The sequence below is a fragment of the Lysobacter sp. P5_C4 genome (assembly GCF_054049695.1).
The window spans coordinates 771,228-794,484 of the sequence record NZ_JBFULX010000001.1 but is presented as its reverse complement, the minus strand read 5'-3'; the positions used below and the strand labels follow the sequence as shown (position 1 = coordinate 794,484).

The 23,257-nt window shown below is 67.4% G+C and carries 14 protein-coding genes; all 14 read left to right on the top strand.

Translation table 11 applies throughout. The features are described 5' to 3' along the window. The first annotated feature begins 109 nt into the window (after nt 1–109). The 14 genes from ACXJJ8_RS03760 to ACXJJ8_RS03695 all read left to right on the top strand — a co-directional run bounded on the left by ACXJJ8_RS03760 (nt 110) and on the right by ACXJJ8_RS03695 (nt 23,243). The gene (locus ACXJJ8_RS03760; protein ID WP_499027025.1) at nt 110–2,137 is read left to right on the top strand and encodes a tetratricopeptide repeat-containing sulfotransferase family protein; all 2,028 of its coding nucleotides are present in this window, start codon (nt 110–112) and stop codon (nt 2,135–2,137) included. 94 nt (nt 2,138–2,231) lie between these two features. After that, nucleotides 2,232–4,721, top strand: coding sequence for a TonB-dependent receptor (locus ACXJJ8_RS03755; protein WP_499027023.1), 2,490 nt, complete (start codon nt 2,232–2,234; stop codon nt 4,719–4,721). A 74-nt stretch (nt 4,722–4,795) separates the two neighbouring features. After that, a complete protein-coding gene (gene putP / locus ACXJJ8_RS03750; protein ID WP_499027021.1) occupies nt 4,796–6,301 on the top strand; it encodes a sodium/proline symporter PutP in 1,506 nt (501 codons plus the stop codon). Nucleotides 6,302–6,304: 3 nt separating this feature from the next. Further along, entirely contained in the window at nt 6,305–7,252 is a 948-nt protein-coding gene (miaA, locus tag ACXJJ8_RS03745) for a tRNA (adenosine(37)-N6)-dimethylallyltransferase MiaA (RefSeq protein WP_499027019.1), read from the top strand. Nucleotides 7,253–7,410: 158 nt separating this feature from the next. Beyond that, nucleotides 7,411–7,692, top strand: a complete 282-nt coding sequence (gene hfq, locus ACXJJ8_RS03740; protein ID WP_499027017.1) for an RNA chaperone Hfq — start codon at nt 7,411–7,413, stop codon at nt 7,690–7,692. A gap of 42 nt (nt 7,693–7,734) precedes the next feature. Further along, complete coding sequence (gene hflX, locus ACXJJ8_RS03735) at nt 7,735–9,063, top strand: ribosome rescue GTPase HflX (RefSeq protein WP_499027015.1); 1,329 nt, start codon at nt 7,735–7,737, stop codon at nt 9,061–9,063. Nucleotides 9,064–9,153: 90 nt separating this feature from the next. Then, on the top strand, nt 9,154–10,248 hold the full coding sequence (gene hflK / locus ACXJJ8_RS03730; protein WP_499027013.1) for an FtsH protease activity modulator HflK: 1,095 nt from the start codon (nt 9,154–9,156) through the stop codon (nt 10,246–10,248). Next, nucleotides 10,245–11,108, top strand: a complete 864-nt coding sequence (gene hflC, locus ACXJJ8_RS03725; protein ID WP_499027011.1) for a protease modulator HflC — start codon at nt 10,245–10,247, stop codon at nt 11,106–11,108. Before hflK ends, hflC begins: the two co-directional genes overlap by 4 nt. A 124-nt stretch (nt 11,109–11,232) precedes the next feature. Continuing rightward, entirely contained in the window at nt 11,233–12,525 is a 1,293-nt protein-coding gene (locus tag ACXJJ8_RS03720; RefSeq protein ID WP_499027009.1) for an adenylosuccinate synthase, read from the top strand. A 44-nt stretch (nt 12,526–12,569) separates the two neighbouring features. After that, on the top strand, nt 12,570–13,784 hold the full coding sequence (locus ACXJJ8_RS03715; RefSeq protein ID WP_499027007.1) for an NAD(P)/FAD-dependent oxidoreductase: 1,215 nt from the start codon (nt 12,570–12,572) through the stop codon (nt 13,782–13,784). 104 nt (nt 13,785–13,888) lie between these two features. Then, a complete protein-coding gene (locus tag ACXJJ8_RS03710; RefSeq protein ID WP_499027005.1) occupies nt 13,889–15,520 on the top strand; it encodes a trypsin-like serine protease in 1,632 nt (543 codons plus the stop codon). Between the two features lie 81 nt (nt 15,521–15,601). Continuing rightward, a complete protein-coding gene (locus tag ACXJJ8_RS03705; RefSeq protein ID WP_499027004.1) occupies nt 15,602–18,217 on the top strand; it encodes an excinuclease ABC subunit UvrA in 2,616 nt (871 codons plus the stop codon). A gap of 124 nt (nt 18,218–18,341) precedes the next feature. Beyond that, complete coding sequence (locus ACXJJ8_RS03700; protein WP_499027002.1) at nt 18,342–20,996, top strand: M1 family metallopeptidase; 2,655 nt, start codon at nt 18,342–18,344, stop codon at nt 20,994–20,996. Nucleotides 20,997–21,152: 156 nt separating this feature from the next. Further along, complete coding sequence (locus ACXJJ8_RS03695) at nt 21,153–23,243, top strand: mechanosensitive ion channel family protein (RefSeq protein WP_499027000.1); 2,091 nt, start codon at nt 21,153–21,155, stop codon at nt 23,241–23,243. The last annotated feature ends 14 nt before the right edge of the window (nt 23,244–23,257 follow it).

Here is a 23,257-nt window from a genome sequence, read left to right as displayed (position 1 = left end):
TCCGGCGAAAAAAGCCGCTGTAATCGCTTCCGACCCTTGCGTGCGCGGGCGCGCGCGGCCTAGTCTCGGGCCTTCACCCGGTTGGGGGTCGCATGTCCACGGTCGAAGCATGACACCCGCGCAAGAGCCGACGGCCTCGGTCGACGCCGCGCTGGCGCACGCTTCGCGATTGCTGGCGACGGATCCGGCGCTCGCCGGCCGCCAGGCCGCGGAGATCCTGCGCGTCGTCGACGGCCATCCGGTTGCGCTCCTGCTGCTCGGTGCGTCGCACAACGCCTGCGGCGATGCCGCGGCGGCCACGCGCATCCTCGAACCGCTCGCGCGCGAACAACCCAAGTCGCCGGCGGTGCAGTTCGAACTGGGCATCGCGCTCGGGCGTGGCGGCCGCGGCGACGATGCGGTTGCGGCGCTGCGTCGCGCGGTTGCCCTCAAGCCGGAATTGCCGCGCGCCTGGCTCGCGCTGGGCGACCACCTTTCCGCGGTCGGCGACCTCGCCGGCGCGCAGGAAGCCTATGCCACGCACCTCGTGCATTCGGTGCGCGAGCCGAAACTCATGCAGGCCGCCGCCGCGTTGCAGGCGAACCGGATTCCTGAAGCCGAAGCGTTGCTGCGCGACCACCTGCGCAGCGCGCCCACCGACGCACCTGCGCTGCGCATGCTCGCCGAAACGCAGGCGCGCATGGGTCGCATCGAGGATGCCGAGTCGCTGCTCGCGCGCTGCCTGGAACTGGTGCCGGGTTTCGACGCCGCCCGCCATCACTACGCGATGGTGTTGCATCGCGCGAACAAACCGGTCGAAGCGCTGGTCCAGGCCGACGCGCTGCTCGCGAAAGATCCGGCCAACGCCGGCTATCGCAACCTGCGCGCGGTGGTCCTGTGCCGCACCGGCGACTACGAGACCGCGATTCCCCTCTACGAAGCGCTGGTGCGCGAATACCCGCATCAGGCGCGCCTGTGGCTCAGTTTCGGCCACGCGCTGAAAACCGCCGGCCACGCTGCGCGCGCGGTCGAGGCGTATCGCGAAGCCGCGCGCCTGGAACCACGCTTCGGCGATGCGTGGTGGAGCCTGGCGAATCTCAAGACCTTCCGCTTCGCGCCCGAAGACCTCGCGACGATCCGCGCGCAACTCGCGCGCGGCGACCTCGCCCCCGAGGACCGCCTGCACCTGGACTTCGCGCTCGGCAAGGCGCTGGAAGACGCCGGCGAATACGCTGCGTCCTTCGAACATTATCGCCGCGGCAACACGCAACGCGTCGCGATGATCCCGTGGGTGGCGGAGGACAACACCGCGCGCGTGCGCAAGGCGATCGCAACCTACACGCCGGCATTCTTCGGCGAACGCGCCGGCAGCGGGAGCCCGGCGCGGGACCCGATCTTCATCGTCGGCATGCCGCGCGCCGGTTCCACGCTGGTCGAGCAGATTCTCTCCAGCCATCCCGACGTCGAAGGGACGATGGAGTTGCCCGACCTGCTGTCGATGACCAAGGACTTGCGCCGTCGCGGCGAAGCGATGGGCGCGCGCCATTACCACGACGTCGTGTCGTCGCTGGACATCGGGGAATTCCGGGACATCGGCGACGAATACCTGGATCGCACGCGCATCCACCGCAAGGCCGGCGCGCCGTTGTTCATCGACAAGATGCCGAACAATTTCCAGCACGTGGGCCTGATCCACCTTGCGTTGCCCAATGCGCGGATCATCGACGCGCGCCGGCACCCGCTGGCCTGCGGGTTCTCGATCTTCAAACAGCAATTCGCGCGCGGGCAGGACTTCAGCTTCCGGTTGGCAGACATCGGCCTGTACTACCGCGACTACGTCGCGCTGATGGCGCACTTCGATGCGGTGCTGCCCGGTCGGGTCCATCGCGTGCATTACGAGACGATGGTCGAGGACACCGAGCAGGAAGTGCGTCGCCTGATCGATTACTGCGGCCTGGCGTTCGACCCCGCGTGCCTGCGCTTCTTCGAGAACGACCGCCCGGTGCGGACGGCGAGTTCGGAGCAGGTGCGCCAACCGATCTATCGCGAAGGCCTGGACCAGTGGCGTCACTACGACGCCTGGTTGGGCGAGCTTAGGGAAGCCTTGGGACCGGTGCTGGCGGCGTATCCGTCGGTGCCGCCGCGGCTGCTCGACTGAGTCAGTTCACACCAAAGGGAGGAAAGGGGAAATGGGAATTTCGAACACGTCTCGCGTGACAGCGCGCCGGCCGCTTGCGAGGCATGCACTCGCCATGGCGGTGATCATCGGGTGCCAGTCGGGCATCGCATTCGCGCAGGATGCGCCAGCATCGGCGCCGGCAGCGCCGGCCGACCAGGCGGCGCAAACCACGCCGCCCGCACCGGGCAAATCGCGCACCGCGACGCTGGAAACGGTGACCGTCACCGCGCAGAAGCGCGCAGAAGACCTGCAGAAGGTGCCGATCAGCATCCAGGCCATCAGCAGCGAGACGCTGGAACAACACCAGGTCTCCAACTTCCAGGATTACGTGAAGCTGCTGCCCAGCGTCACCTTCGGCACGGCCGGCGGCGGCGTGTTCTCCGGCCCGGGCTTCCTGCAGGTGTACATGCGCGGCGTGGCCAGCGGCGGCGACGGTAACCACTCCGGTCCGCAGCCGAGCGTCGGCGTGTACCTCGACGAGCAGCCGATCACCACGATCACCGGCGCGCTCGACGTGCACATGTACGACATCGCGCGCGTCGAGGCGCTCGCCGGGCCGCAGGGCACGCTGTATGGCGCGAGTTCGCAGGCGGGCACGCTGCGCATCATCACCAACAAGCCCGATGCATCGGCGTTCGCAGCGAGCGCCGCGGCCGAAGTCAGCGTGATCGAGGAGGGCGGGCTCGGCCACGTGCTCGAAGGCATGGTCAACGTGCCGATCGCGAAGAACGCCGCCGTGCGCGTCGTGGGCTGGAACCGCCACGATGCGGGGTATGTCGACAACCGTCCGGGCACGCGCTTCTTCCCCGCGGCGGGCATCACGCAGAACAACGACATTCTTGCCCGGGACAACTACAACGAAGCCAACGCCACGGGTGCGCGTGCCGCGCTGAAGTGGGACATCACCGATGAATGGACGATCACGCCGTCGATCATGGGGCAGCGGCAAACCGCGACGGGCAGCACCGGTTGGGATCCGAGCGTCGGCGAGTTGCAGGTCAACCACGCCTATCCCGAATCCTCGCGCGATGTCTGGAACCAGGCCGCGCTGACGGTGCAGGGCAAGATCGGCAACTTCGACATCACCTATGCCTTCGGCCACCTCAACCGCAACGTCGAATCCGAAGCCGACTACAGCGACTACGGTTTCTGGTACGACACGCTGGCCGACTACACGTTCGTCGACGACAACGGCAACTTCGTCAACCCGTCGCAGTACATCCAGGCGAAGGACGCCTACCGGATGACCAGCCACGAATTGCGCGTGGCCTCGCCCGGCGACAACCGCCTGCGCTTCGTCGGCGGCCTGTTCTGGCAACAGAACAAACACGACATCGAACAGCGTTACCGCATCGACAACCTGGCGGCCGATTCGGAAGTCGGCGGCTGGCCCGACACGATCTGGCTGACCGAGCAGGACCGGCAGGACAAGGATGAAGCGGTGTTCGGCGAGTTGACTTTCGACATCACCGATGCCTGGCACGTCACCGCGGGCGGCCGCTGGTTCCGCGCGCGCAACAGCCTGAAGGGCTATTACGGCTTCGGCTTCGGCTACTCCGACGGCGGCGATCCGCCGTACGGCGAAGGCGCGTGCGTGGCCCAGTACGGCGCCGACCGCTCGAACTGGGTGCCGTACGAAGGCGCGCCCTGCCTGGTCAACGACCGCGAAGTGCGCGAGTCCGGTTCGCTCGGACGCTTCAACGTGACCTGGGACATCAGCGACACCAAGCTGGTGTACGGCACGTATTCCGAAGGTTACCGGCCCGGCGGCATCAACCGCCGCGGCACGGTGCCGCCCTACGTCTCCGACTACCTGAAGAACTATGAGCTGGGTTGGAAGACGATGTGGCTCGACAAGCGCCTGGCCTGGAACGGCGCGGTGTTCCGCCAGAATTGGGACAACTTCCAGTTCTCCTACCTCGGCGCGAACGGGCTGACGGAAATCCGCAACGCGGGCGCCGCACGCATCGACGGCCTGGAAATGGAACTGCAGTGGGCGATGACCTACAACTTCATGCTCACCGGCGGCGTCGCCTGGTACGACGCGAAGTTGTCGGAGGACTACTGCGGTTACGGCGATGTCGCAGGCAATCCGATCAGCGTCTGTCCGGTCGGTTCGATCATCCCGGTCACGGGCGAGATCAACACCATCGGCCCGCAGGCGGTGAAGGGCGATCGTTTGCCGATCACGCCGCGCTTCAAGGGCAACCTCACGGGTCGTTACACGTGGGACGTCGGCGAATACGAGGCCTACGCGCAAGCTGCGGTCTTCCACGTCGGCGATCGCACGGTCGACCTGCGCGACCTCGAACGCGGCATCCTCGGCGACCCCAGCATCAACTACACGCCGTACCAACACCTGGATGCCTACACCACGCTCGACGTGTCGGCGGGCTTCCAGCGCGGTGCGTGGAAGCTGGACTTCTTCGTCAGGAACGCGACGAACGAGCTGGGCGACCTGACGCACTTCGCCGAGTGCAACATCGGCACCTGCGGCGGCCAGCCGTACACGGTGAGTACGCCGCCGCGCACCTTCGGCGTGCGGTGGTCGCGCGACTTCTGAGTTGAGTCCCCGGTCCCCGCCAGCCGCGCTGGCGGGGCTCCGGCTACACTCCCCGCACCACAGGGGAGTCCCGCATGACCGCCAGCACGCCGCTCGTCGTCACCTTCGCCATCTATCTGCTCGCGATGGTCGCCATCGGCGTGATCGCGTGGCGCTCGACCAAGAGTTTCGACGACTACATCCTCGGCGGGCGTTCGCTGGGCAGTTACGTCACCGCCTTGTCCGCCGGTGCCTCCGACATGAGCGGTTGGCTGCTCTTGGGCCTGCCGGGTGCCTTGTATCTCGGCGGATTGTCCGAAGGCTGGATCGCCGTGGGCCTGATCCTCGGTGCATGGGCCAACTGGAAATTCGTCGCCGGCCCCTTGCGCGTCTACACCGAGCGCACGAAGAACGCGCTCACGCTGCCCGATTACTTCACGCATCGCTTCGACGATCGCTCGCGCATCCTGCGCGTGTTGTCGGCGCTGGTGATCCTGGTGTTCTTCGCCGTCTACTGCGCGAGCGGCATCGTGGCCGGCGCGCGCCTGTTCGAAAGCGTGTTCGGCGTGCCGTATGCGCAGGCGCTGTGGTGGGGCGCGGCGGCGACGATCCTCTACACGCTGGTCGGCGGCTTCCTGGCGGTGAGCTGGACCGACACCGTGCAGGCTTCGCTGATGATCTTCGCCCTCGTGCTGACGCCGGTCGTGGTGATCATCGGCACGGGCGGGTTCGACGAATCCCTGGCGCTCATCCGCTCGATCGATCCGGCCAAGCTCGATCCCTTCAAGGGTGGTGCGATCGGCTTCGTCGGCATCGTTTCGCTGCTGGCATGGGGCCTGGGCTATTTCGGGCAGCCGCACATCCTGGCGCGCTTCATGGCCGCCGACGACCTGCGCACGATCCCCAAGGCGCGCCGCATCGGCATGACCTGGATGGTGCTGTGCCTGTTCGGTGCGATGGCGGTCGGTTTCTTCGGCGTCGCGTATTTCGCCCACCACCCGGGCGTCGAGCCGGTGACGGCGAATCCAGAACGCGTGTTCATCGTGTTGTCGAACCTGTTGTTCAATCCGTGGATCGCGGGCGTGCTGTTGTCGGCGATCCTCGCGGCGATCATGAGCACCCTGTCGTGCCAGCTGCTCGTGTGTTCGAGCGCGCTGACCGAAGACTTCTACAAGGGCTTCCTGCGCCCGAAGGCCTCGCAGCGCGAACTGGTGTGGTTCGGCCGCGCGATGGTGCTTGCGGTCTCGCTGCTCGCCATCTGGATCGCGCGCGATCCGGACTCGCGCGTGCTCGGCCTGGTCAGCTACGCGTGGGCGGGTTTCGGCGCGGCGTTCGGGCCGGTCGTACTGTTTTCGCTGTTCTGGTCGCGCATGACGCGCAACGGCGCGCTCGCAGGCATGGTGGTGGGCGCGGTCACGGTCATCGCGTGGAAACAGATCGCGGTGGATCAATACGGCAGCGCGCTGTACGAAATGGTGCCGGGCTTCGCCGCGGCATCGGTCGCGATCGTGCTCGCGAGTCTGCTCGACCGCCTGCCGGTGGAATCGGTGCGCGCCACGCACGCGCAGGTGCACGCCGCACTCGGCGAGAACGGCTACTGAGCGATGGAGGACCGTCGCCCGCGCGCGCTCGCCATCGCGGGGCCGACGGCGTCGGGCAAGACCGCGTTCGCGCTGGAATGCGCGGCGCGGTTCGACGGCGAAATCGTCAGCGTCGATTCGGCGCTGGTTTATCGCGGGCTCGACATCGGCGCGGCCAAGCCGACCCGCGATGAGTGCGCGCAGGTCGCGCATCACCTGATCGACGTGCGCGATCCGTGGGAAACCTATTCGGCCGCCGATTTCGCGCGCGATGCGCGGGCGGCGATCGACGACATCCTCGCGCGCGGCAAGACGCCGATCCTTGCCGGCGGCACCGGCCTGTATTTCCATGCCTTGCTGCACGGCCTGGCGCCGATGCCCGAGGCCGATCCGCTGTTGCGCGCGGCGATCACCGAGGAAGCCGCGCGCGTGGGGTGGCCGGCGATGCACGACGCACTGGCGCGTGTCGATCCCCAAGCCGCGCGCCGCATCCACGCCACCGACCCGCAGCGCATCCAGCGCGCGCTGGAGGTGTATCGCGCGAGCGGGCGTCCGATCTCCGAATGGCAGCGCACGCATGTCCGCGACCGCCTGCCCGTGCGCGTGTTCAAGCTGGTGCTGGCGCCTCGCGATCGCGCGGTCTTGCACGAACGGATCGCGCGCCGGTTCGACGCGATGCTACGGGCCGGTTTCCTCGACGAAGTGCGCCGACTTCGCGCGCTGCCGGGACTGCGGAACCATGCCGCGCCGCTCGACCTGCCCGCGATCCGCGCCGTCGGCTACCGCCAGGCATGGGAATTCCTGGCGGGGCAGGGCGACGAAACCGCCTTCCGCGATCGCGCCATCGCCGCCACCCGCCAACTCGCCAAGCGCCAGTGGACCTGGCTGCGCGGCGAACTCGACGCGGTATGGCGCGATCCGGCGACAGACCAGCGGGATCTGCGCGTGCTCGCGGAAAATTTCCTCGCCTGAAGCCCGGGGGGCCCTGATCCGGGACCTCCGTCATGCGCGCGCCAACCGGCTGTCCGTGTACGATTCAGGCTGTCGCCGCCGCGGGGAGTTGCGGGTCGGGCGATGCGCGGTGGCCTGCCGCGTTCGGCACACACACAACAACAATTGGGGAAACACCCATGTCCAAGGGCCAATCATTGCAGGATCCTTTCCTGAACGCGCTGCGCCGTGAACGCGTCCCGGTCTCCATCTACCTGGTCAACGGCATCAAGCTCCAGGGTACGATCGAGTCCTTCGACCAATTCGTCGTCCTGCTGCGCAACACCGTCAGCCAGATGGTCTACAAGCACGCGATCTCCACCGTCGTGCCGGCGCGCAACGTGCGCGTGGGCCCGGGCGGCGGCTACGTGCAGGCCGGGGACGGCGCCGCGGAAGACACCGGCGCGGACGAGGAACAGTAAGCACTTCCGTGCCTTTCGCACGCCGTGGTGTAAAACCCCTGCATGTTCGAACGTAGCAAGAAGGGCGAGACCGCCCTGCTGATCCAGCCGCACGCCGGTGGGCCGCCCGACGATGGCGCCGTGGAAGAGTTCGCCGACCTGGCGCGCTCGGCCGGCGCCAGGGTCGCGCACATGCTCACCGCGCGCATCGATCGGCCCAACCCCGCGACCCTCATCGGCAGCGGCAAGCTCGAAGAAGTGAAGGCCGCGGCCGACGCCACCGGCGCCGACCTCGTGCTCGTCAACCATCCGCTGACGCCCGGGCAAGAGCGCAATTTGGAAAAGGCGCTGGAGCGGCGGGTCGTCGACCGCACCGGCCTGATCCTGGACATCTTCGCCCAGCGTGCGCGCAGCCACGAAGGCAAGCTGCAGGTCGAACTGGCGCAGTTGCGCCACATGGCCACGCGCCTGGTGCGCGGGTGGACCCACCTGGAACGCCAGCGCGGTGGCGCGATCGGCCTGCGTGGTCCCGGCGAAACGCAGCTGGAAACCGACCGCCGCCTGCTACAGAAGCGCGTCGAACAATTGCAGCGGCGCCTGGAAAAAGTGGAAGTGCAGCGCACGCAGATGCGTCGCGCGCGCGTGCGCAGCGAACTGCCGCGCGTCGCCCTCGTCGGCTACACCAACGCGGGCAAGTCGACGCTGTTCAACGCGCTCACCGGCGCCGATGCGTACGCGGCGGACCTGTTGTTCGCCACGCTCGATCCCACCGTGCGCCGCATCGCGCTGCCGGGTGGTTCGGTGGTGCTGGCCGACACCGTCGGCTTCGTGCGCGACCTGCCGCACGAACTCGTCGCCGCGTTCCGTTCGACCCTCGCCGAGGCACGCGAAGCCGACTTGCTGCTGCACGTGATCGACGCCGCCGACCCCCTGCGCGACGAACGCATCGCGCAAGTCGATTCGGTTCTCGAAGAAATCGGCGCGGGCGAGATCCCGCAATTGCTCGTCTACAACAAGATCGATCGCATCGAAGGCGCGCAAGCACGCCACGATCTGCCGACCGATGGCCACGATCACGCGCATCCCCGCGCCCCGCGTGAACGCGTGTGGCTTTCCGCGCGCGACCGCGATGGACTGGACCTGCTGCGCGACGCCCTCGGGGTGCGCCTCGGCCTGCGGCGCGTGTCCGGCGAAGTGCAACTGCCCGCGGGCGCCGGCCGACTGCGCGCGCGCCTGCACGAGCTCGGGGCGGTCCTCGCCGAACATCACGACGAACACGGCTGGACCCTCAGCCTGGACCTCGCGCAGGCCGATGCCGAGCGCATCGTGGCCCACGCCTACGGGGAACCGCTACGGCCGCTCTTGCTTGAGGGCACCACGGCCCCAACCTGATACTGGTCCGATAGAATCCGCCGGTTCGCGCGCTCAAAACGTGCGCCGGCCTCCGGCGGGGGAGTCTCCCCGCGGCCCACAGGAGCGTGCATGGCCTGGAATACCCCCGGCGGTCCGTCGAACAAGGACGGTCGCAATCCCTGGCAGAAGCGTGGCGGCGGTGGTTTCGACCGCTACCTCGAACCCCTGCGCGGCCTCTTCGGGGGCAATGGCGGCGGCATCGGCCGATGGGTCGCCGTGCTGCTGGTCCTGTGGCTCGCCTTCAACACCTTCGTGCTGGTGACCGAGCAGCAACGCGGCGTGGTGCTGCGCTTCGGCCAGTTCACCCGCGTGCTGCAGCCGGGCCCGCACTTCAAGTGGCCCTGGCCGATCGAACGCGTCACCAAGGTCGAGGCCACGCAGATCCGCACGTTCAACGAGACCGTGCCGGTGCTCACGCGCGACGAGAACATCGTGCGCGTGGAAATCAACGTGCAGTACACCGTCGCCGATCCTCAGCAGTACCTGTTCAGCAGCCGCGATGCCGGGCGCGTGCTCGAACAGGCGGCGCTCAGCACCGTGCGCGAACAAGTGGGCCGCTCCACGCTCGATACCGTGCTCGGCGCGCGCGGTGCCTTGTCGGTGACCTCCAAGCAGCGCCTGCAGGCCTCGCTGGATGCCTACAAGACGGGCTTGTTCGTTTCCGAGCTCAACCTGCCCAACGCGCGTCCGCCGGATGAAGTGAAGCCCGCATTCGACGACGTCAACAGCGCGCAGCAGGACAAGGACCGTACGACCAGCGAAGCGCAGGCCTATGCGGCGAAGGTCGTGCCCGAAGCGCGCGGCCAGGCCGCGCAGATCCGCACCGGCGCGCAGGGTTATCGCACCGCGATCATCGCGCGCGCCACGGGTGATGCCACGCGCTTCTCGCTGCTCGTCGACCAATACAAGGGCGCGCCCGACGTGACGCGCAAGCGCCTGTGGCTGGAGACGCTGCAGGAGGTCTTCTCGAAGAACCGCAAGATCGTCGGCGACGGCCGCCAGCTGCTCTACGTGCCGCTGGGCGCGCAGAACGCGGGTGCCGGTTCGGCGAATGCGCCGGCTGTCGTGCCGATGGAATCGGTGGCGCCCACCGTCGAAACGCTCGGCCCCGAGGGCCGCCCGACGCGCAATCCGCGCACCGCCGGCGAGGAGGAGTCGCGATGAAGTTCCCCATCTGGATCCCGCTTGCCGTCGCCGCGCTGCTGGCGCTGCTCGGTTCGGTCTTCACCGTGCGGGAAGGCGAGGGCGCGATCGTGCTCAACCTCGGCCGCGTCGTGCGCACCGACATCGGCCCCGGCCTGCATTTCAAGTGGCCGCTGGTCGAATCCAAGCTCGTCTTCGACCGCCGCCTGACCGTGTTCGACTCCGACCCGGAGCGCTACCTCACCGCCGAGAAGAAGGACATCAGCGTCGACTTCTTCGCGATCGGCCGCATCGAGGACCTGCGCACCTTCTATCGATCGACCAACGGCGACGAGCAGACCGCCGTGCTGCGCCTGGCGCCGATCATCCGCGACTCGCTGCGCAACGAGATCAACGCGCGCACGCTGTCGCAGGTGGTTTCCGGCGACCGCGCGCAGATCGTCGACAAGCAGCTCGCGGCGATCAACCGCGGCGCGGCCTCGCTCGGCGTGCGCATCGTCGACCTGCGCATCAAGAAGATCGACCTGCCCACCGACAGCGAAGTCATCGGCAACGTCTACAGCCGCATGCGGGCCCAGCGCCAGCAGGTCGCCAGCCGCCTGCGCGCCGAGGGCGAGGAGCAGGCGCGCCAGATCCGTGCCAACGCCGATCGCGACCAGGTGGTGATCGTGGCCGACGCCGAGCGCGATGCGCAGAAGCTGCGCGGCGAGGGCGATGCCGAGGCCGCCCGCCTGTATGCCGAGGCGGCCAACCGCGACCCGGGTTTCTTCGCGTTCCAGCGCAGCCTGGAGGCCTACCGGGCCGCGTTCCGCGACGGCTCGACGGTGATCTCCCTCGACAAGGACGACCCCTTCCTGCAGTACATGAAAGACGATCGTTAAGTCGCCTTCACGAATCCGGGGTTACGGCGAGCCGCCGAATCCCGGATAATCCACAAAAGCCGGACGGGCCCACAGCCCTCCGGCTTTTTCCGTGAATGCATGCCAGAAAACCAGGAGCAAAGCCGTGGGCCAGTCAGTTGTCGTACTCGGGGCGCAGTGGGGCGATGAAGGCAAGGGCAAGATCGTCGACCTGCTGACCGAGAACATCGGGGGCGTCGTCCGCTTCCAGGGGGGCCACAACGCCGGCCACACGCTCGTCATCAACGGCAAGAAGACCGTCCTGCACCTGATTCCCTCCGGCATCCTGCGCCCGGATGCGCTGTGCATGATCGGCAACGGCGTCGTGCTGCACCCCGGCGCACTGCGCAAGGAAATCGACGAACTGGAAGCCACGGGCGTCGACGTGCGCTCGCGACTGAAGATCAGCCCGGCGACGCCGATCATCATGCCGTACCACATCGCGCTGGACCAGGCGCGCGAGAAGGCCGCCGGCGGCAAGGCCATCGGCACCACCGGGCGCGGCATCGGTCCTGCGTATGAAGACAAGGTGGCGCGTCGCGGCATCCGCGTGGCCGACCTGAGCTATCCGAAGGAACTCGCGGAGAAGCTGCGCGAAACCCTCGACTATCACAACTTCGTGCTGACGCAGTACCTGAAGGTCGACGCCGTCGACTTCCAGAAGACGCTCGACGAAGCGCTCGAATTCGGCAAGTACATCGAGCCGATGAAATCCGACGTCGCCGGCATCCTCCACGAGCTGCGCAAGCAGGGCAAGCGCGTGATGTTCGAAGGCGCGCAGGGTTCTCTGCTCGACATCGACCACGGCACGTATCCCTACGTCACCTCGTCGAACACCACCGTTGGCGGCGCGCTCGCCGGCACCGGCGTCGGCGCCGATGCGATCGACTACGTCCTCGGCATCGCGAAGGCTTACGCAACGCGCGTCGGCGGCGGACCGTTCCCGACCGAACTGGACGACGCCGTCGGCCAGGGCATCCGCGACCGCGGCCAGGAATACGGCGCCACCACCGGCCGCCCGCGTCGTTGCGGCTGGATGGACATCGTCGCGCTCAAGCGCGCGGTGGCCATCAACGGCATCACCGGCCTGTGCATCACCAAGCTCGACATCCTGGACGGGATGGAGAAGCTGAAGATCTGCATCGCGTACGAATACCGCGGCAAGCGCACCGAATACGCGCCGCTCGACGCCGCCGGCTGGGAAGAATGCACGCCGGTCTACCTCGAGTTCCCCGGCTGGAGCGAGAACACGCACGGCATCACCGAGTGGGACAAGCTGCCCGCCGCCGCACGCGCGTACCTGCGCGCGCTGGAAGAACTGGCGGGTTGTACGCTGGCCATCGTTTCCACCGGCCCGGACCGCGACGCGACGATCGTGCTGCGCGATCCCTTCGCCTGAACTGATCACGGCGCATCGACCGGTCCATCCCCGAAGCTCGGCGGATGGACCTGAAGTCGGGCTATCCCTACTGGGCCGTCAAGAACGGCCTGATGGCGACCTTTCCCGCGTTGCAGCGCGACGTGCGCTGCGACGTCGCGATCATTGGCGCGGGCATCACCGGTGCATTGATCGCACGCGTGTTCGCCGCGAACGGTTACGACACCTGCATCGTCGAACATCGCGACGTGGCCTGGGGCAGCACGGCCGCGAGCACGGCGCTGCTGCAGTACGAGATCGACACGCACCTCACCGAGTTGGCGAAGCGCTACGGTGAAGACGACGCCGCGCTCGCGTACCACGCCTGTGTGCAGGCGGTCGACGAAGTCACCGACATCGCGCGCGAGATCCGCGACGTGGGGTTCGCGCGCACCAAGTCCCTGTACTACGCGAGTAAGTCCCGGCACGTGCGAGGCCTGCGCGAGGAACTCCATGCACGGCGCCGCATCGGCATCGACGTGCGGTGGCTGTCGCAGGATCGCCTGCTGACCGGCTACGGCATCGACGCACCCGGCGCGCTATTGAGCGGCAATTCGGCGCGCGTGGATCCCTATCGCATGGCCTCCCGGCTGCTGCGACGCCTCGCGGGCCAGGGTGTGGCGATCTACGACCGCACCTCCGTGACTCAACTGCATCCGACTTCGCGGCGCGTCGTGCTGGAAATCGCGAACGGCACGCGCATCACCGCCGACCACGCCATCGTCGCCGCGGGCTACGCCGCGCAGCAGTGGATCCCGCAACGCGTGGCGAGCAACCGCAGCAGCTATGCCTTCATCAGCGATCCGCTGGACGACGACGGGCTGGGGTGCATCGCGGACACGGTCGTCTGGGAAACCGCGCGGCCGTATCTCTATATGCGCAGCACCGAGGACGGCCGCGTGCTCGTCGGTGGCGAGGATGATCGCGTCGACATCCCGCAGCGTCGCGATGGTCGCGTCGATGCCAAGGCGCGCAAACTCGTGAAAGGCGTGGAAGCCGCGATGCCGGGGCTCCCGACACTCGTGCCCGCATTCGCGTGGGCCGGCACGTTCGCAGAAACGAAGGATGGCCTGCCGTTCTTCGGCCCGCACGCGTCGCTCGGTCCGCGCGTGCAATTCGCGATGGCTTACGGCGGCAACGGCATCACGTATTCGACGCTGGGCGGTGCGTTGTTGCGTGCGCATGTCGAACGTCGCGCGCATCCGCTGAAGCGTTTGTTCGGGTTCGAACGGTTGGGTTGAGAGCGGTCGCCAAGCTCGGAAGAAATCTCCTCGGGGTGTGGTCGAAGGTTGGTAGCGACAATGCGGCTCCAGTTCTTCATCGGAGTCGTGAAATGCGCCCATCAGTGATCCTGCTGGCTACCCTCGCCGCCGGTCTCTCTGCGCCGGCGAGCGCAATCGTCGTCAACGAGAATCTGTTCGCGTCGCATGGCGGCCAGGTCTCCAATATTCACGCGACCATCGCCACGGCGTTCGCGCCGATGCAGGCGACCAGTCGCGCAAATCCGTTCTACACCGTCGGCGATCTCGGCCATTGCAGCGCGACGTGGCTCGGTGATCGCGATGGCTACGCGTGGTTCCTGACCTCCGCGCAATGCGTCGCGGATAGCAACGTGCCGATGCAGGCCGTCGTCATGCGCTTCGTCGACTGGCAAGGGACCGTCATCGCCGACGGACAGGGCTGGCGTTACCTGCCGCCCGCGCGCATCGATCCTGCATCGGGCTTGCCACTGGCCGCGACCGACATCGCGCTGGTCCGGTTGCCTTCGAAGGCGGCGATCCGCGATGCGGCCGGTCATGCCGTCGAGCCCGCTCGCCTGTACGCGGGTGCGAATGAGCGGACACGGCCGACGACCTTCATCGGCCACGGCGCCTGGGGTGTCGGCTCCCAGAATAATTCCCATTGGACCGCCCTCGATGGCAGTCGCCGCGTGCTCGGACGTTCGATCACCGACGCCTACCGCTATAGCGATCACACGCTCGTGGCGGGCTATTCCGCGAAAGGCGCGACCACCCGCAGCGCGCGGACCACGGCGAGCGACGGCGGGGCGCCCTGGTGGCAGCACCAGGAGGGTGTCTGGGCGATCGTCGGCACGACGCACGGCAATACGAACACGCAATCGCACGCAACGCGCGTGTCTCCATATGTTGCGTGGATCAAGAGCGTCTTTCCCGATGCGCGCTCGGATCTGGACCCCGCCGCGAAGCTGACTGACCTGGCGCCGTACGTCTCGCGCGCCGACGCGCACCTCGCATGGTCCGTTCCGTCGGGACAACCCGGCGTCACGGGTCCTGTCGGTAACATCCAGTCAAGTGTAGCGATCCTGGTGGACGCGACCGATCAGGTGACCGGCGTCAAGCGGACTGTCCATCTCCGGGCGGGACGTCCCGCAGGCGGTTCGCTGGACGTGCGCTTCGATCCTGCGGATAACCCGGGGCTGCCGAGCGGCGCCTATCGCGCAACCTTTGCCGTCGACGCGACAACGAGCCAGGTTCTGCAAGAGCGCGTGCGGATCGCGATGGACGTCGTGCGCGGTGTGCGCGGTCGCGTCACGCACTCGTCCCATTACGTGTCGCCCAATTGGTCGCCGATCGCCAATGGCGCAGTGTATTTCGTCGTGCCTGCCGCACAGGGCATCGCTTCCGGGCCAACGGGTTCCACCTTCTACGGGGACCATGACACGCACTCGATTATCCGCGTTCAGGTGACGCGAGACGGCACGTCGCAGCCTGTGACGCTCACGCTGCGAGGCGAGCGCACGAATGGTTGCAGGTGGCGCTCGATGAACTCGCATATCCATTGCACCGTGTACACCGTCTACCAATACACGGGCATATTGCGTGCGTCGTATCACGCCACGGACAACGCTGGCCTGGCACCGGGTCGCTATCGCGGCACGGCCTACATCGAAGCCAAGGGCTGGCAGCGTACGCTCCGTGACGTGATCGCACTCGAGGTCGACATCGACACGCGCTGATCCGCTGACCGCGGCAACGGCTGCGCCTGCGGCAGGCCCTTCACGGCGCCTGCCGCTGCCGCCGGGTCAAATCCGCGCAACATGAAGCCCTCCGCGCGTTCCCCTGAAGACTTCGTCCGCGTCCGCGGCGCACGCGAACACAACCTCAAGGACATCGACGTCGATGTGCCGCGCGATGCGCTCGTCGTGTTCTCCGGGGTCTCGGGTTCGGGCAAATCGTCGCTTGCGTTCGGCACGTTGTATGCCGAGGCGCAGCGGCGCTATTTCGAATCGGTCAATCCGTATGCGCGGCGTTTGATCGACCAGGTCGGCATTCCCGACGTCGACAGCATCGAAGGATTGCCGCCTGCAGTCGCGTTGCAGCAGCAGCGCGGCACGCCGAGCGTGCGTTCTTCGGTCGGCAGCGTCACGACGTTGTCGAGCCTGGTGCGCATGCTGTATTCGCGCGCCGGCGAGTATCCGTCGAAGCAGCCGATGTTGTACGCCGAGGATTTCTCCCCGAACACGGCGCAGGGCGCATGCCCCGAGTGCCACGGGCTCGGCAACGTCTACGCCGTGACCGAAGCATCGATGGTGCCGGATCCGGCGCTCACCATCCGCGAGAAAGCGATCGCCGCATGGCCGCCTGCATGGCACGGGCAGAACCTGCGCGACATCCTGGTCACGCTCGGCTACGACGTCGACATCCCCTGGCGCGATCTGCCGAAGAAAGACCGCGACTGGATCCTCTTCACCGAAGAACAACCGACCGCACCGGTGTATCCCGGCTTCACGCCGAAGGAGACGCGCGCTGCCGTGCGCCGCAAGGAAGAGCCCGCCTACATGGGCACCTTCATGGGCGCGCGCAAATACGTGCGGCATACCTTCGCGACGACGCAAAGCGGGACGATGAAGAAGCGCGTCGCGCGCTTCATGGTGGGCAGCGTTTGTCCCGTGTGCGAAGGCAAGCGCCTGAAGCGCGAAGCGTTGTCGGTGAAGTTCGCCGGCCTGGATATCGCGGAGCTCACGGCGTTGTCGCTGGATCGCATGTCCGACGTCCTGCGGCCTGCGTCGGAAGGCCGCTTCGGCGATGCGAAGAAAGTGGCGACGCTGGATCGCAGATCCGCCAAGGCCGACACCGCGCGCCGCGTCGCCGCCGGCGGCTCCGCGCACGCGGCCGCGCCCGACGTGYGGCGCACGCCCAATCTGTCGGAAGAAAAACGCATCGCCGCGCAGCGGCTCGCCGAAGACCTGGTAGATCGCATCGGCACGTTGCAGGCGCTCGGCCTGGGGTATCTGGCGATGGATCGCACGACGCCCACGCTGTCGCCCGGCGAATTGCAACGTTTGCGCCTGGCCACGCAGATCCGCTCGCACCTGTTCGGCGTCGTCTATGTGCTCGACGAACCGTCGGCGGGCCTGCACCCGGCGGACAGCGAAGCCTTGCACAAGGCGCTGGACCAGTTGCGTGCGGCCGGCAACACGATCTTCATCGTCGAACACGACCTCGACATGATGCGCCGCGCGGATTGGCTCATCGATGTCGGCCCGGATGCCGGGCAGCACGGCGGCCGGATTCTCTACAGCGGGCCGCCGGAGGGCCTTGCGCAGGTCAAGGCGTCGCACACGCGGCGCTATCTGTTCGGTCAAGCGCTGCCCGTGCATCGCGAACGCCGAACGCCGCAGGCCTGGCTCGAACTTGCGCACGTCTCGCGCAACAACCTGCACGCGCTCGATGCGCGTTTTCCGCTGGGGGTCTTCACCGCGGTGACCGGCATCTCCGGTTCCGGCAAATCCAGCCTGGTGAGCCAGGCCCTGGTCGATCTGATCGCCGCGCATCTGGGCAGCGCGCCCGAAGCGGAGGAAGAAGAAAGCGAAGTGCCCACCGTCGTGCAACAGACGGCGGGCCGCATCGCTTCAGGCGCCGACGCGATTCGCCGCCTGGTCAACGTCGACCAGAAACCCATCGGCCGTACGCCGCGTTCGAACCTCGCCACGTACACCGGATTGTTCGACCATGTCCGCAAGATGTTCGCTGCAACCAAGGCCGCGAAGGCGCGCAAGTACGATGCCGGCCAGTTTTCCTTCAACGTCGCCAAAGGCCGTTGCCCGACCTGCGAGGGCGAGGGCTTCGTCAGCGTCGAGTTGCTCTTCATGCCCAGCGTCTTCGCGCCATGCCCCACCTGCCATGGCGCGCGCTACGACAAGAAAACGCTGGAGATCCAGTGGCAGGGGAAGAACATCGCGCAAGTCCTCGGCATGACCGTCGACGAAGCCCTCGCATTCTTCGAGGACGAACCGGTACTGCAACGGCCGCTCGCCTTGCTCCACGACATCGGCCTGGGCTACCTGCGCCTCGGACAACCGGCGACTGAACTCTCCGGTGGCGAAGCACAACGGATCAAGCTCGCGACCGAACTGCAACGCGCCCAGCGCGGTGACACGCTGTATGTGCTCGACGAACCGACCACGGGGCTGCATCCGGCCGACGTCGATCGCCTGATGCGCCAACTGCACGGGCTCGTCGATGCGGGCAACACCGTCATCGTCGTCGAGCACGAAATGCGCGTGGTCGCCGATGCCGATTGGGTCGTCGACGTGGGGCCGGGGGCGGGGGAGGCAGGCGGGCGGATCGTCGCGGAAGGCACGCCCGAGGCGGTGGCGAAGGCCCGGCGCAGCCGTACCGCGACGTATCTCGCGCACGCGCTTGCGAGGTAACAAGGACTTACGGGTCAACGGCGCGTGAAACATGACTTCCGGCGGTGGGGCGCGCACGCCGCGAACCCTCAACATCGACAAGTTCCGCCCGCAGGGGGCGGCCACGAATCCCAAGGATCCACGCATGCGTCGTCTTCTTGTTTCCGCCATCGCGATCGCCCTGGCCGGCGCCACCCTCGACGCCGCCGCGCAAACCGCCGCGCCGCATGTCGCGCCGCCCGTCGTCGATGCGACGACGCAGCTTCCGCGCAACGTGCGCCCGACGCACTACACCATCGCCATCGTGCCGCACGCGGAGAAGATGACGTTCGACGGCAAGATCTCGATCAGCGTCGATGTCCTGGAGCCGACGAACAAGATCGTGCTCAATGCCGTCGACATGACGTTCGCCAATTCCGTCCTCAACCCGGCCAACGGCAAGGTGCAGAAGCCCAAGGTCAGCATCGATGCCGCGTCGCAGACCGCGACGTTCACCTTCGACGAGCCGCTGCCCGCCGGCCAGTACGCGCTCTCGACCGACTACACCGGCAAGATCGGCACGCAGGCCAACGGCCTGTTCGCGATTGACTACGAAAACAAGGATGGCAAGCAGCGCGCGCTGTACACGCAGTTCGAGGCCTCCGATGCCCGCAAGTTCATCCCGTCCTTCGACGAACCGAACCACAAGGCGGTGTTCGATCTGTCCGCCGACGTGCCGGCCGGGCAGATGGCCGTCAGCAACATGCCGGCCGCCGATTCGAAGGACCTGGGCAACGGCCTGAAGCGCGTGAAGTTCCAGACTTCGCCGAAGATGTCGACGTACCTGTTGTTCTTCGGCGTGGGCGACTTCGATCGCGCGACCCGCATGGAGGGCGCGACCGAACTGGGCGTGGTCACGCAGCGCGGCGTCTCCGACCAGGCGAAGTTCGCGCTGGATTCGGCGGCCCACGTGCTGAAGGAATACAACGACTACTTCGCAACCCCGTATCCGTTGCCGAAGCTCGACAACGTCGCCTCGCCGGGCCGCAGCCAGTTCTTCGGCGCGATGGAAAACTGGGGCGCGATCTACACCTTCGAATACGCGTTGCTGCTCGACCCGTCGATCTCCACGGCGTCGGACAAGCAGGGCGTGTTCTCCATCGCCGCGCACGAGATGGCGCACCAGTGGTTCGGCGACCTGGTCACGATGAGCTGGTGGGACGACCTGTGGCTCAACGAAGGCTTCGCCACCTGGATGGCCGCGCGCACCACGCAGAAGCTGCATCCGGAATGGAACACGGTGCTCGAGAAGGTCGGGCAGCGTGAAGCGGCGATGGGCCTGGACGCGGTCGCGACGACGCACCCGGTGGTGCAGAAGGTCGAAACGGTCGAACAGGCCGCGCAGGCCTTCGATTCGATCACCTACCAGAAGGGCAGCGCCGTCATCGGCATGCTCGAAGGCTACGTCGGCGGCGACAAGTGGCGCGACGGCGTGCGCTCGTACATCAAGACGCACGCCTACGGCAACACCAAGTCCGACGACCTCTGGCACGCGGTGCAGGATGCATCGGGCGTGCCGATCGTCGACATCGCGCACGACTTCACGCTGCAGCCGGGCATCCCGCTGATCCGCGTGGAATCGGCGACGTGCAAGGGCGGCAAGACGACGCTGCAACTCAAGCAGGGCGAGTTCACGCGCGACCGCGCCGACAAGCAGTCGCTGGCGTGGCGCGTGCCGGTGATCGCACAGAGCCTGGGTGGCCAACCGGTGCGCACGCTCGTGCAGGGTGGCGCGGCGTCGCTGGAAGTGCCGGGCTGCGGCCCGGTGGTCGTCAACGCAGGGCAGAGCGGCTACTACCGCACCTTGTACACGCCGCAGCAGTTCGCGCAGTTGCGCGACGGATTCACCAAGATCGCGCCGATCGACCAGCTCGGTGTCATGGGCGATGTGTGGGCGCTGGGCATGGCGGGCCTGCAGGCCTCGTCGGATTACCTCGACCTGGCGATGCGCGTGCCGGCCGACGCCGACCCGCAGATCTGGGGCGATGTCGCCGACAGTCTGGCGTCGCTCGATCGTTACTACATGGGCGATGCGCAGCGACAGGCGCGCTTCCGCAAGTTCGCGATCAAGACGCTGCGCCCGGAAATGGAACGCGTGGGCTGGGAAGCGAAGGCGGGCGAAACCGATCCGGTCGCGATCCTGCGCACCGAGTTGATCGGGACGCTCTCGCAGTTGGGCGACGAGCAGGTCGTCGCCGAAGCGCGTCGTCGTTTCGCCGCTTCGGAAAGCGATCCGAACGCGATGCCGGCCCCGCTGCGCCGCACGATCCTCGGCGTGGTCGCCACGCACGCCGATGCCGCGACATGGGACAAGCTGCATGCGATGGCGAAGACCGAGAAGACGCCGCTCGTGCGCGACCAGCTCTACACGATGCTCTCGATCGGCCAGGATCCGGCGATCGCGCAGCGTGCACTGGACCTGGCGCTCACCGACGAACCGGGCGAAACCAACAGCGCCGGCATGATCTCCGCCGTCGCGCGCCAGCATCCGGACCAGGCCTTCGATTTCGCGCTGAAGAATTCGGCGCAGGTCGGCAAGCGCGTGGACTCGACCTCGCAGAGCCGCTACTACCCGGGCCTTGCGAGTTCGTCGCTGGATCCTGCGATGGTCGGCAAGCTGCGCGCCTACGCCGAGAAGAACCTCGCGGCCGGCTCGCGCCGCCCGACGGACACGGCGATCGCGAACATCGAGTACCGGATGAAGATCCGAAAGGATCGCCTGGCCCAGATCGACGCCTGGCTGGCGAAGAACGGCGGGTAAGGGGTCCTGCGGGAGCGGTATTCCCTCGAGCGCGCGCTGCGCGCTCGATCCCTTGGGAAGGGGATGAAAACCGAGGGGCCCGGCCGGAGTGGCGGTCGGGCCTGCGTTGGACGATAAATAGCCAATCCGTTCTGGTCGGGCCCCACCCTTCCTGTCATGAACGCCATGCTCCGTCGTCTCGTGTTTCCGGCGCTGCTTTGTGCCGGCCTCGCGCATGCGCAGGCGCCGCAGCCGGCGTCCACGCGCGCGCTCGCCGCGCAAGCGCAGGCAATTCGGGCGCAACTCGGGCCGACAAGCGACACCATCGGCGAAGACCGCGCCGGTTTCCTCCGGCGCCAGTTGCTCGCATCCCTCGAACGCCGCCAGGACATGGTGCGCGCGATGCGCGACGTCGAGCGCCTGTCCGGCAAGCCCGGCGCCGTGGCGCCGCCCGACAGCCTGCTCGCGCTCGACGACCTGCGGCGCGAAATCCAGCGCCTCGACGCCGATCTCGCCAGCGGCCGGCGCCGCACTGCGTTGCTCGAACAGGAGCGGACCTCCAACGCCGCGCAGCTGACCGACAAGGTGGCCGCCGAACGCACGTTGATCGAGGCGCGCGCCGACGTCGATTCCATCGCGTTGGCGAAATTGGAAACGGCGCTGACCGAATCGGCGACCGCCGAAGTCGACCAGATGTTGCACCTGCTCGCCCTGCAGCAGAAGTTCGCGCAGGCGCAACGCGATGCGATCGCCGCCGCGTTGGCCGCGTCGAACAAGAACAACGTCGCGGTGACGCCGCACGACGCGGCGGCGGTCGACGCGCGGCTGCGCGCATCGGGCGAGGCGTTGCGCCGTCGCATGGCCGCGGCGACCACCGAACGCGAGCTTGCACGCGCCAACCTCGCGGCGGCCGGCCCCGGCGCGTCGGCGTTGGAACTCGAGGCGTTGAAGGAGCGCGTCGCGAATGCCGACATCGACATCGAACTCACGCGCGAAGCACGCACCAACCTCGCGACCGAACAACTCGCCCGGCAGATGGCGATCCGCATCTACCGCGACCACGACGAAAGCGCGATCGTCGAAGCCCGCCGCTACGGCCCCATCCTCGTCGAGCGCCTGGAGCGGCGCCGCGATTTCCTCGCGGCCATGTCCGACCAGGTGCTCGCACGCAGCGGTGGCTTGTCGACCGAGCTTGCGCAAAACCCCGGCGCACCGGATGCGGCCGACAAGCGCGCGCTGCGCGATGTGTTCGATCAACGCCTGCAGGTGGTCCAGCGCGCGCGCTTCGACGAATCACGGCTGATCGACCTCATCGCACGCATGCGCGAGGACTTCGACGCACGCGCCAGCGCCTACGGTTGGCGCGAACGACTGGGCCTGGCGTGGGCCGTCGCGCGCGATGCGATCTCGCGCGCATGGAACTTCGAGGTGTTTACCGTCAACGAGACCGTCGACGTCGAAGGCCGCAAGACCCAAGTGCCGCGGGGCGTTACCGTCGGCAAAGTGGTGCAGGCCCCGCTGCTGCTGGTGATCGGTTTGTTCCTCGCGGCGAAACTCACGTCATGGTGGGAGCGCTGGTTGCATCGCCGGCGTGGAATGGACGAAGGACGCGCGCGCCTGTTGCGGCGTTGGGCGCTCGCCTTGCTCGTCGCGGCCTGCGTTCTCGCGAGCCTGGCGATCGCCGGCATTCCGCTGGCGGCGTTCGCCTTCATCGGCGGCGCCGTCGCGATCGGCATCGGCTTCGGCATGCAGGCATTGTTCAAGAACCTGATCAGCGGCGTGCTCGTGTTGGTCGAGCGCCCGTTCCGCCTGGGCGACGTGATCGAAGTGGGGACGCTGCGCGGCATGGTGGTCGACATCGACCTGCGCACGTCGGTGGTGCGCGACGCCGACGGCGCCGACACGCTGATCCCCAATTCCGTGCTGATGGAAGAGAACGTCAAGAACATCACCTATCGCACGCGCATGCAGCGCCAGGCGCTGAGCGTCGTCCTCGATGGAGGCTCCGATCCGCGCGCGGTCGTCGATGCGATGCGCGTCGCCGCGCAGCGCCACGGGCAGCTGGTGGAAGATCCCGAACCGACGGTGCTGCTCGACGATTTCGCGGACAACGGGCTGCGTTTCACGCTGCATTACTGGATCGAACTCGTGCCCGGCATGGACCGCCGGCGCGTCGCGAGCGACCTGCGCATGATGTTGCTCGGCGCGTTCGAAGACGCCGGTATCAAGATGGCGCCGCCGCCCGTCGGGCCGCCCGTCGTGCGTTAGGGCGTATGATCGCA

What these genes read in the sequence shown, in the direction of transcription:
- ACXJJ8_RS03700 (WP_499027002.1), top strand. Translation starts at nt 18,342, where the DNA reads ATGCGTCGTCTTCTTGTTTCCGCCATCGCGATCGCCCTGGCCGGCGCC.
- miaA (WP_499027019.1), top strand. Translation starts at nt 6,305, where the DNA reads ATGGAGGACCGTCGCCCGCGCGCGCTCGCCATCGCGGGGCCGACGGCG.
- ACXJJ8_RS03760 (WP_499027025.1), top strand. Translation starts at nt 110, where the DNA reads ATGACACCCGCGCAAGAGCCGACGGCCTCGGTCGACGCCGCGCTGGCG.
- ACXJJ8_RS03755 (WP_499027023.1), top strand. Translation starts at nt 2,232, where the DNA reads ATGGCGGTGATCATCGGGTGCCAGTCGGGCATCGCATTCGCGCAGGAT.
- hflX (WP_499027015.1), top strand. Translation starts at nt 7,735, where the DNA reads ATGTTCGAACGTAGCAAGAAGGGCGAGACCGCCCTGCTGATCCAGCCG.
- hfq (WP_499027017.1), top strand. Translation starts at nt 7,411, where the DNA reads ATGTCCAAGGGCCAATCATTGCAGGATCCTTTCCTGAACGCGCTGCGC.
- hflK (WP_499027013.1), top strand. Translation starts at nt 9,154, where the DNA reads ATGGCCTGGAATACCCCCGGCGGTCCGTCGAACAAGGACGGTCGCAAT.
- ACXJJ8_RS03715 (WP_499027007.1), top strand. Translation starts at nt 12,570, where the DNA reads ATGGACCTGAAGTCGGGCTATCCCTACTGGGCCGTCAAGAACGGCCTG.
- putP (WP_499027021.1), top strand. Translation starts at nt 4,796, where the DNA reads ATGACCGCCAGCACGCCGCTCGTCGTCACCTTCGCCATCTATCTGCTC.
- hflC (WP_499027011.1), top strand. Translation starts at nt 10,245, where the DNA reads ATGAAGTTCCCCATCTGGATCCCGCTTGCCGTCGCCGCGCTGCTGGCG.
- ACXJJ8_RS03695 (WP_499027000.1), top strand. Translation starts at nt 21,153, where the DNA reads ATGAACGCCATGCTCCGTCGTCTCGTGTTTCCGGCGCTGCTTTGTGCC.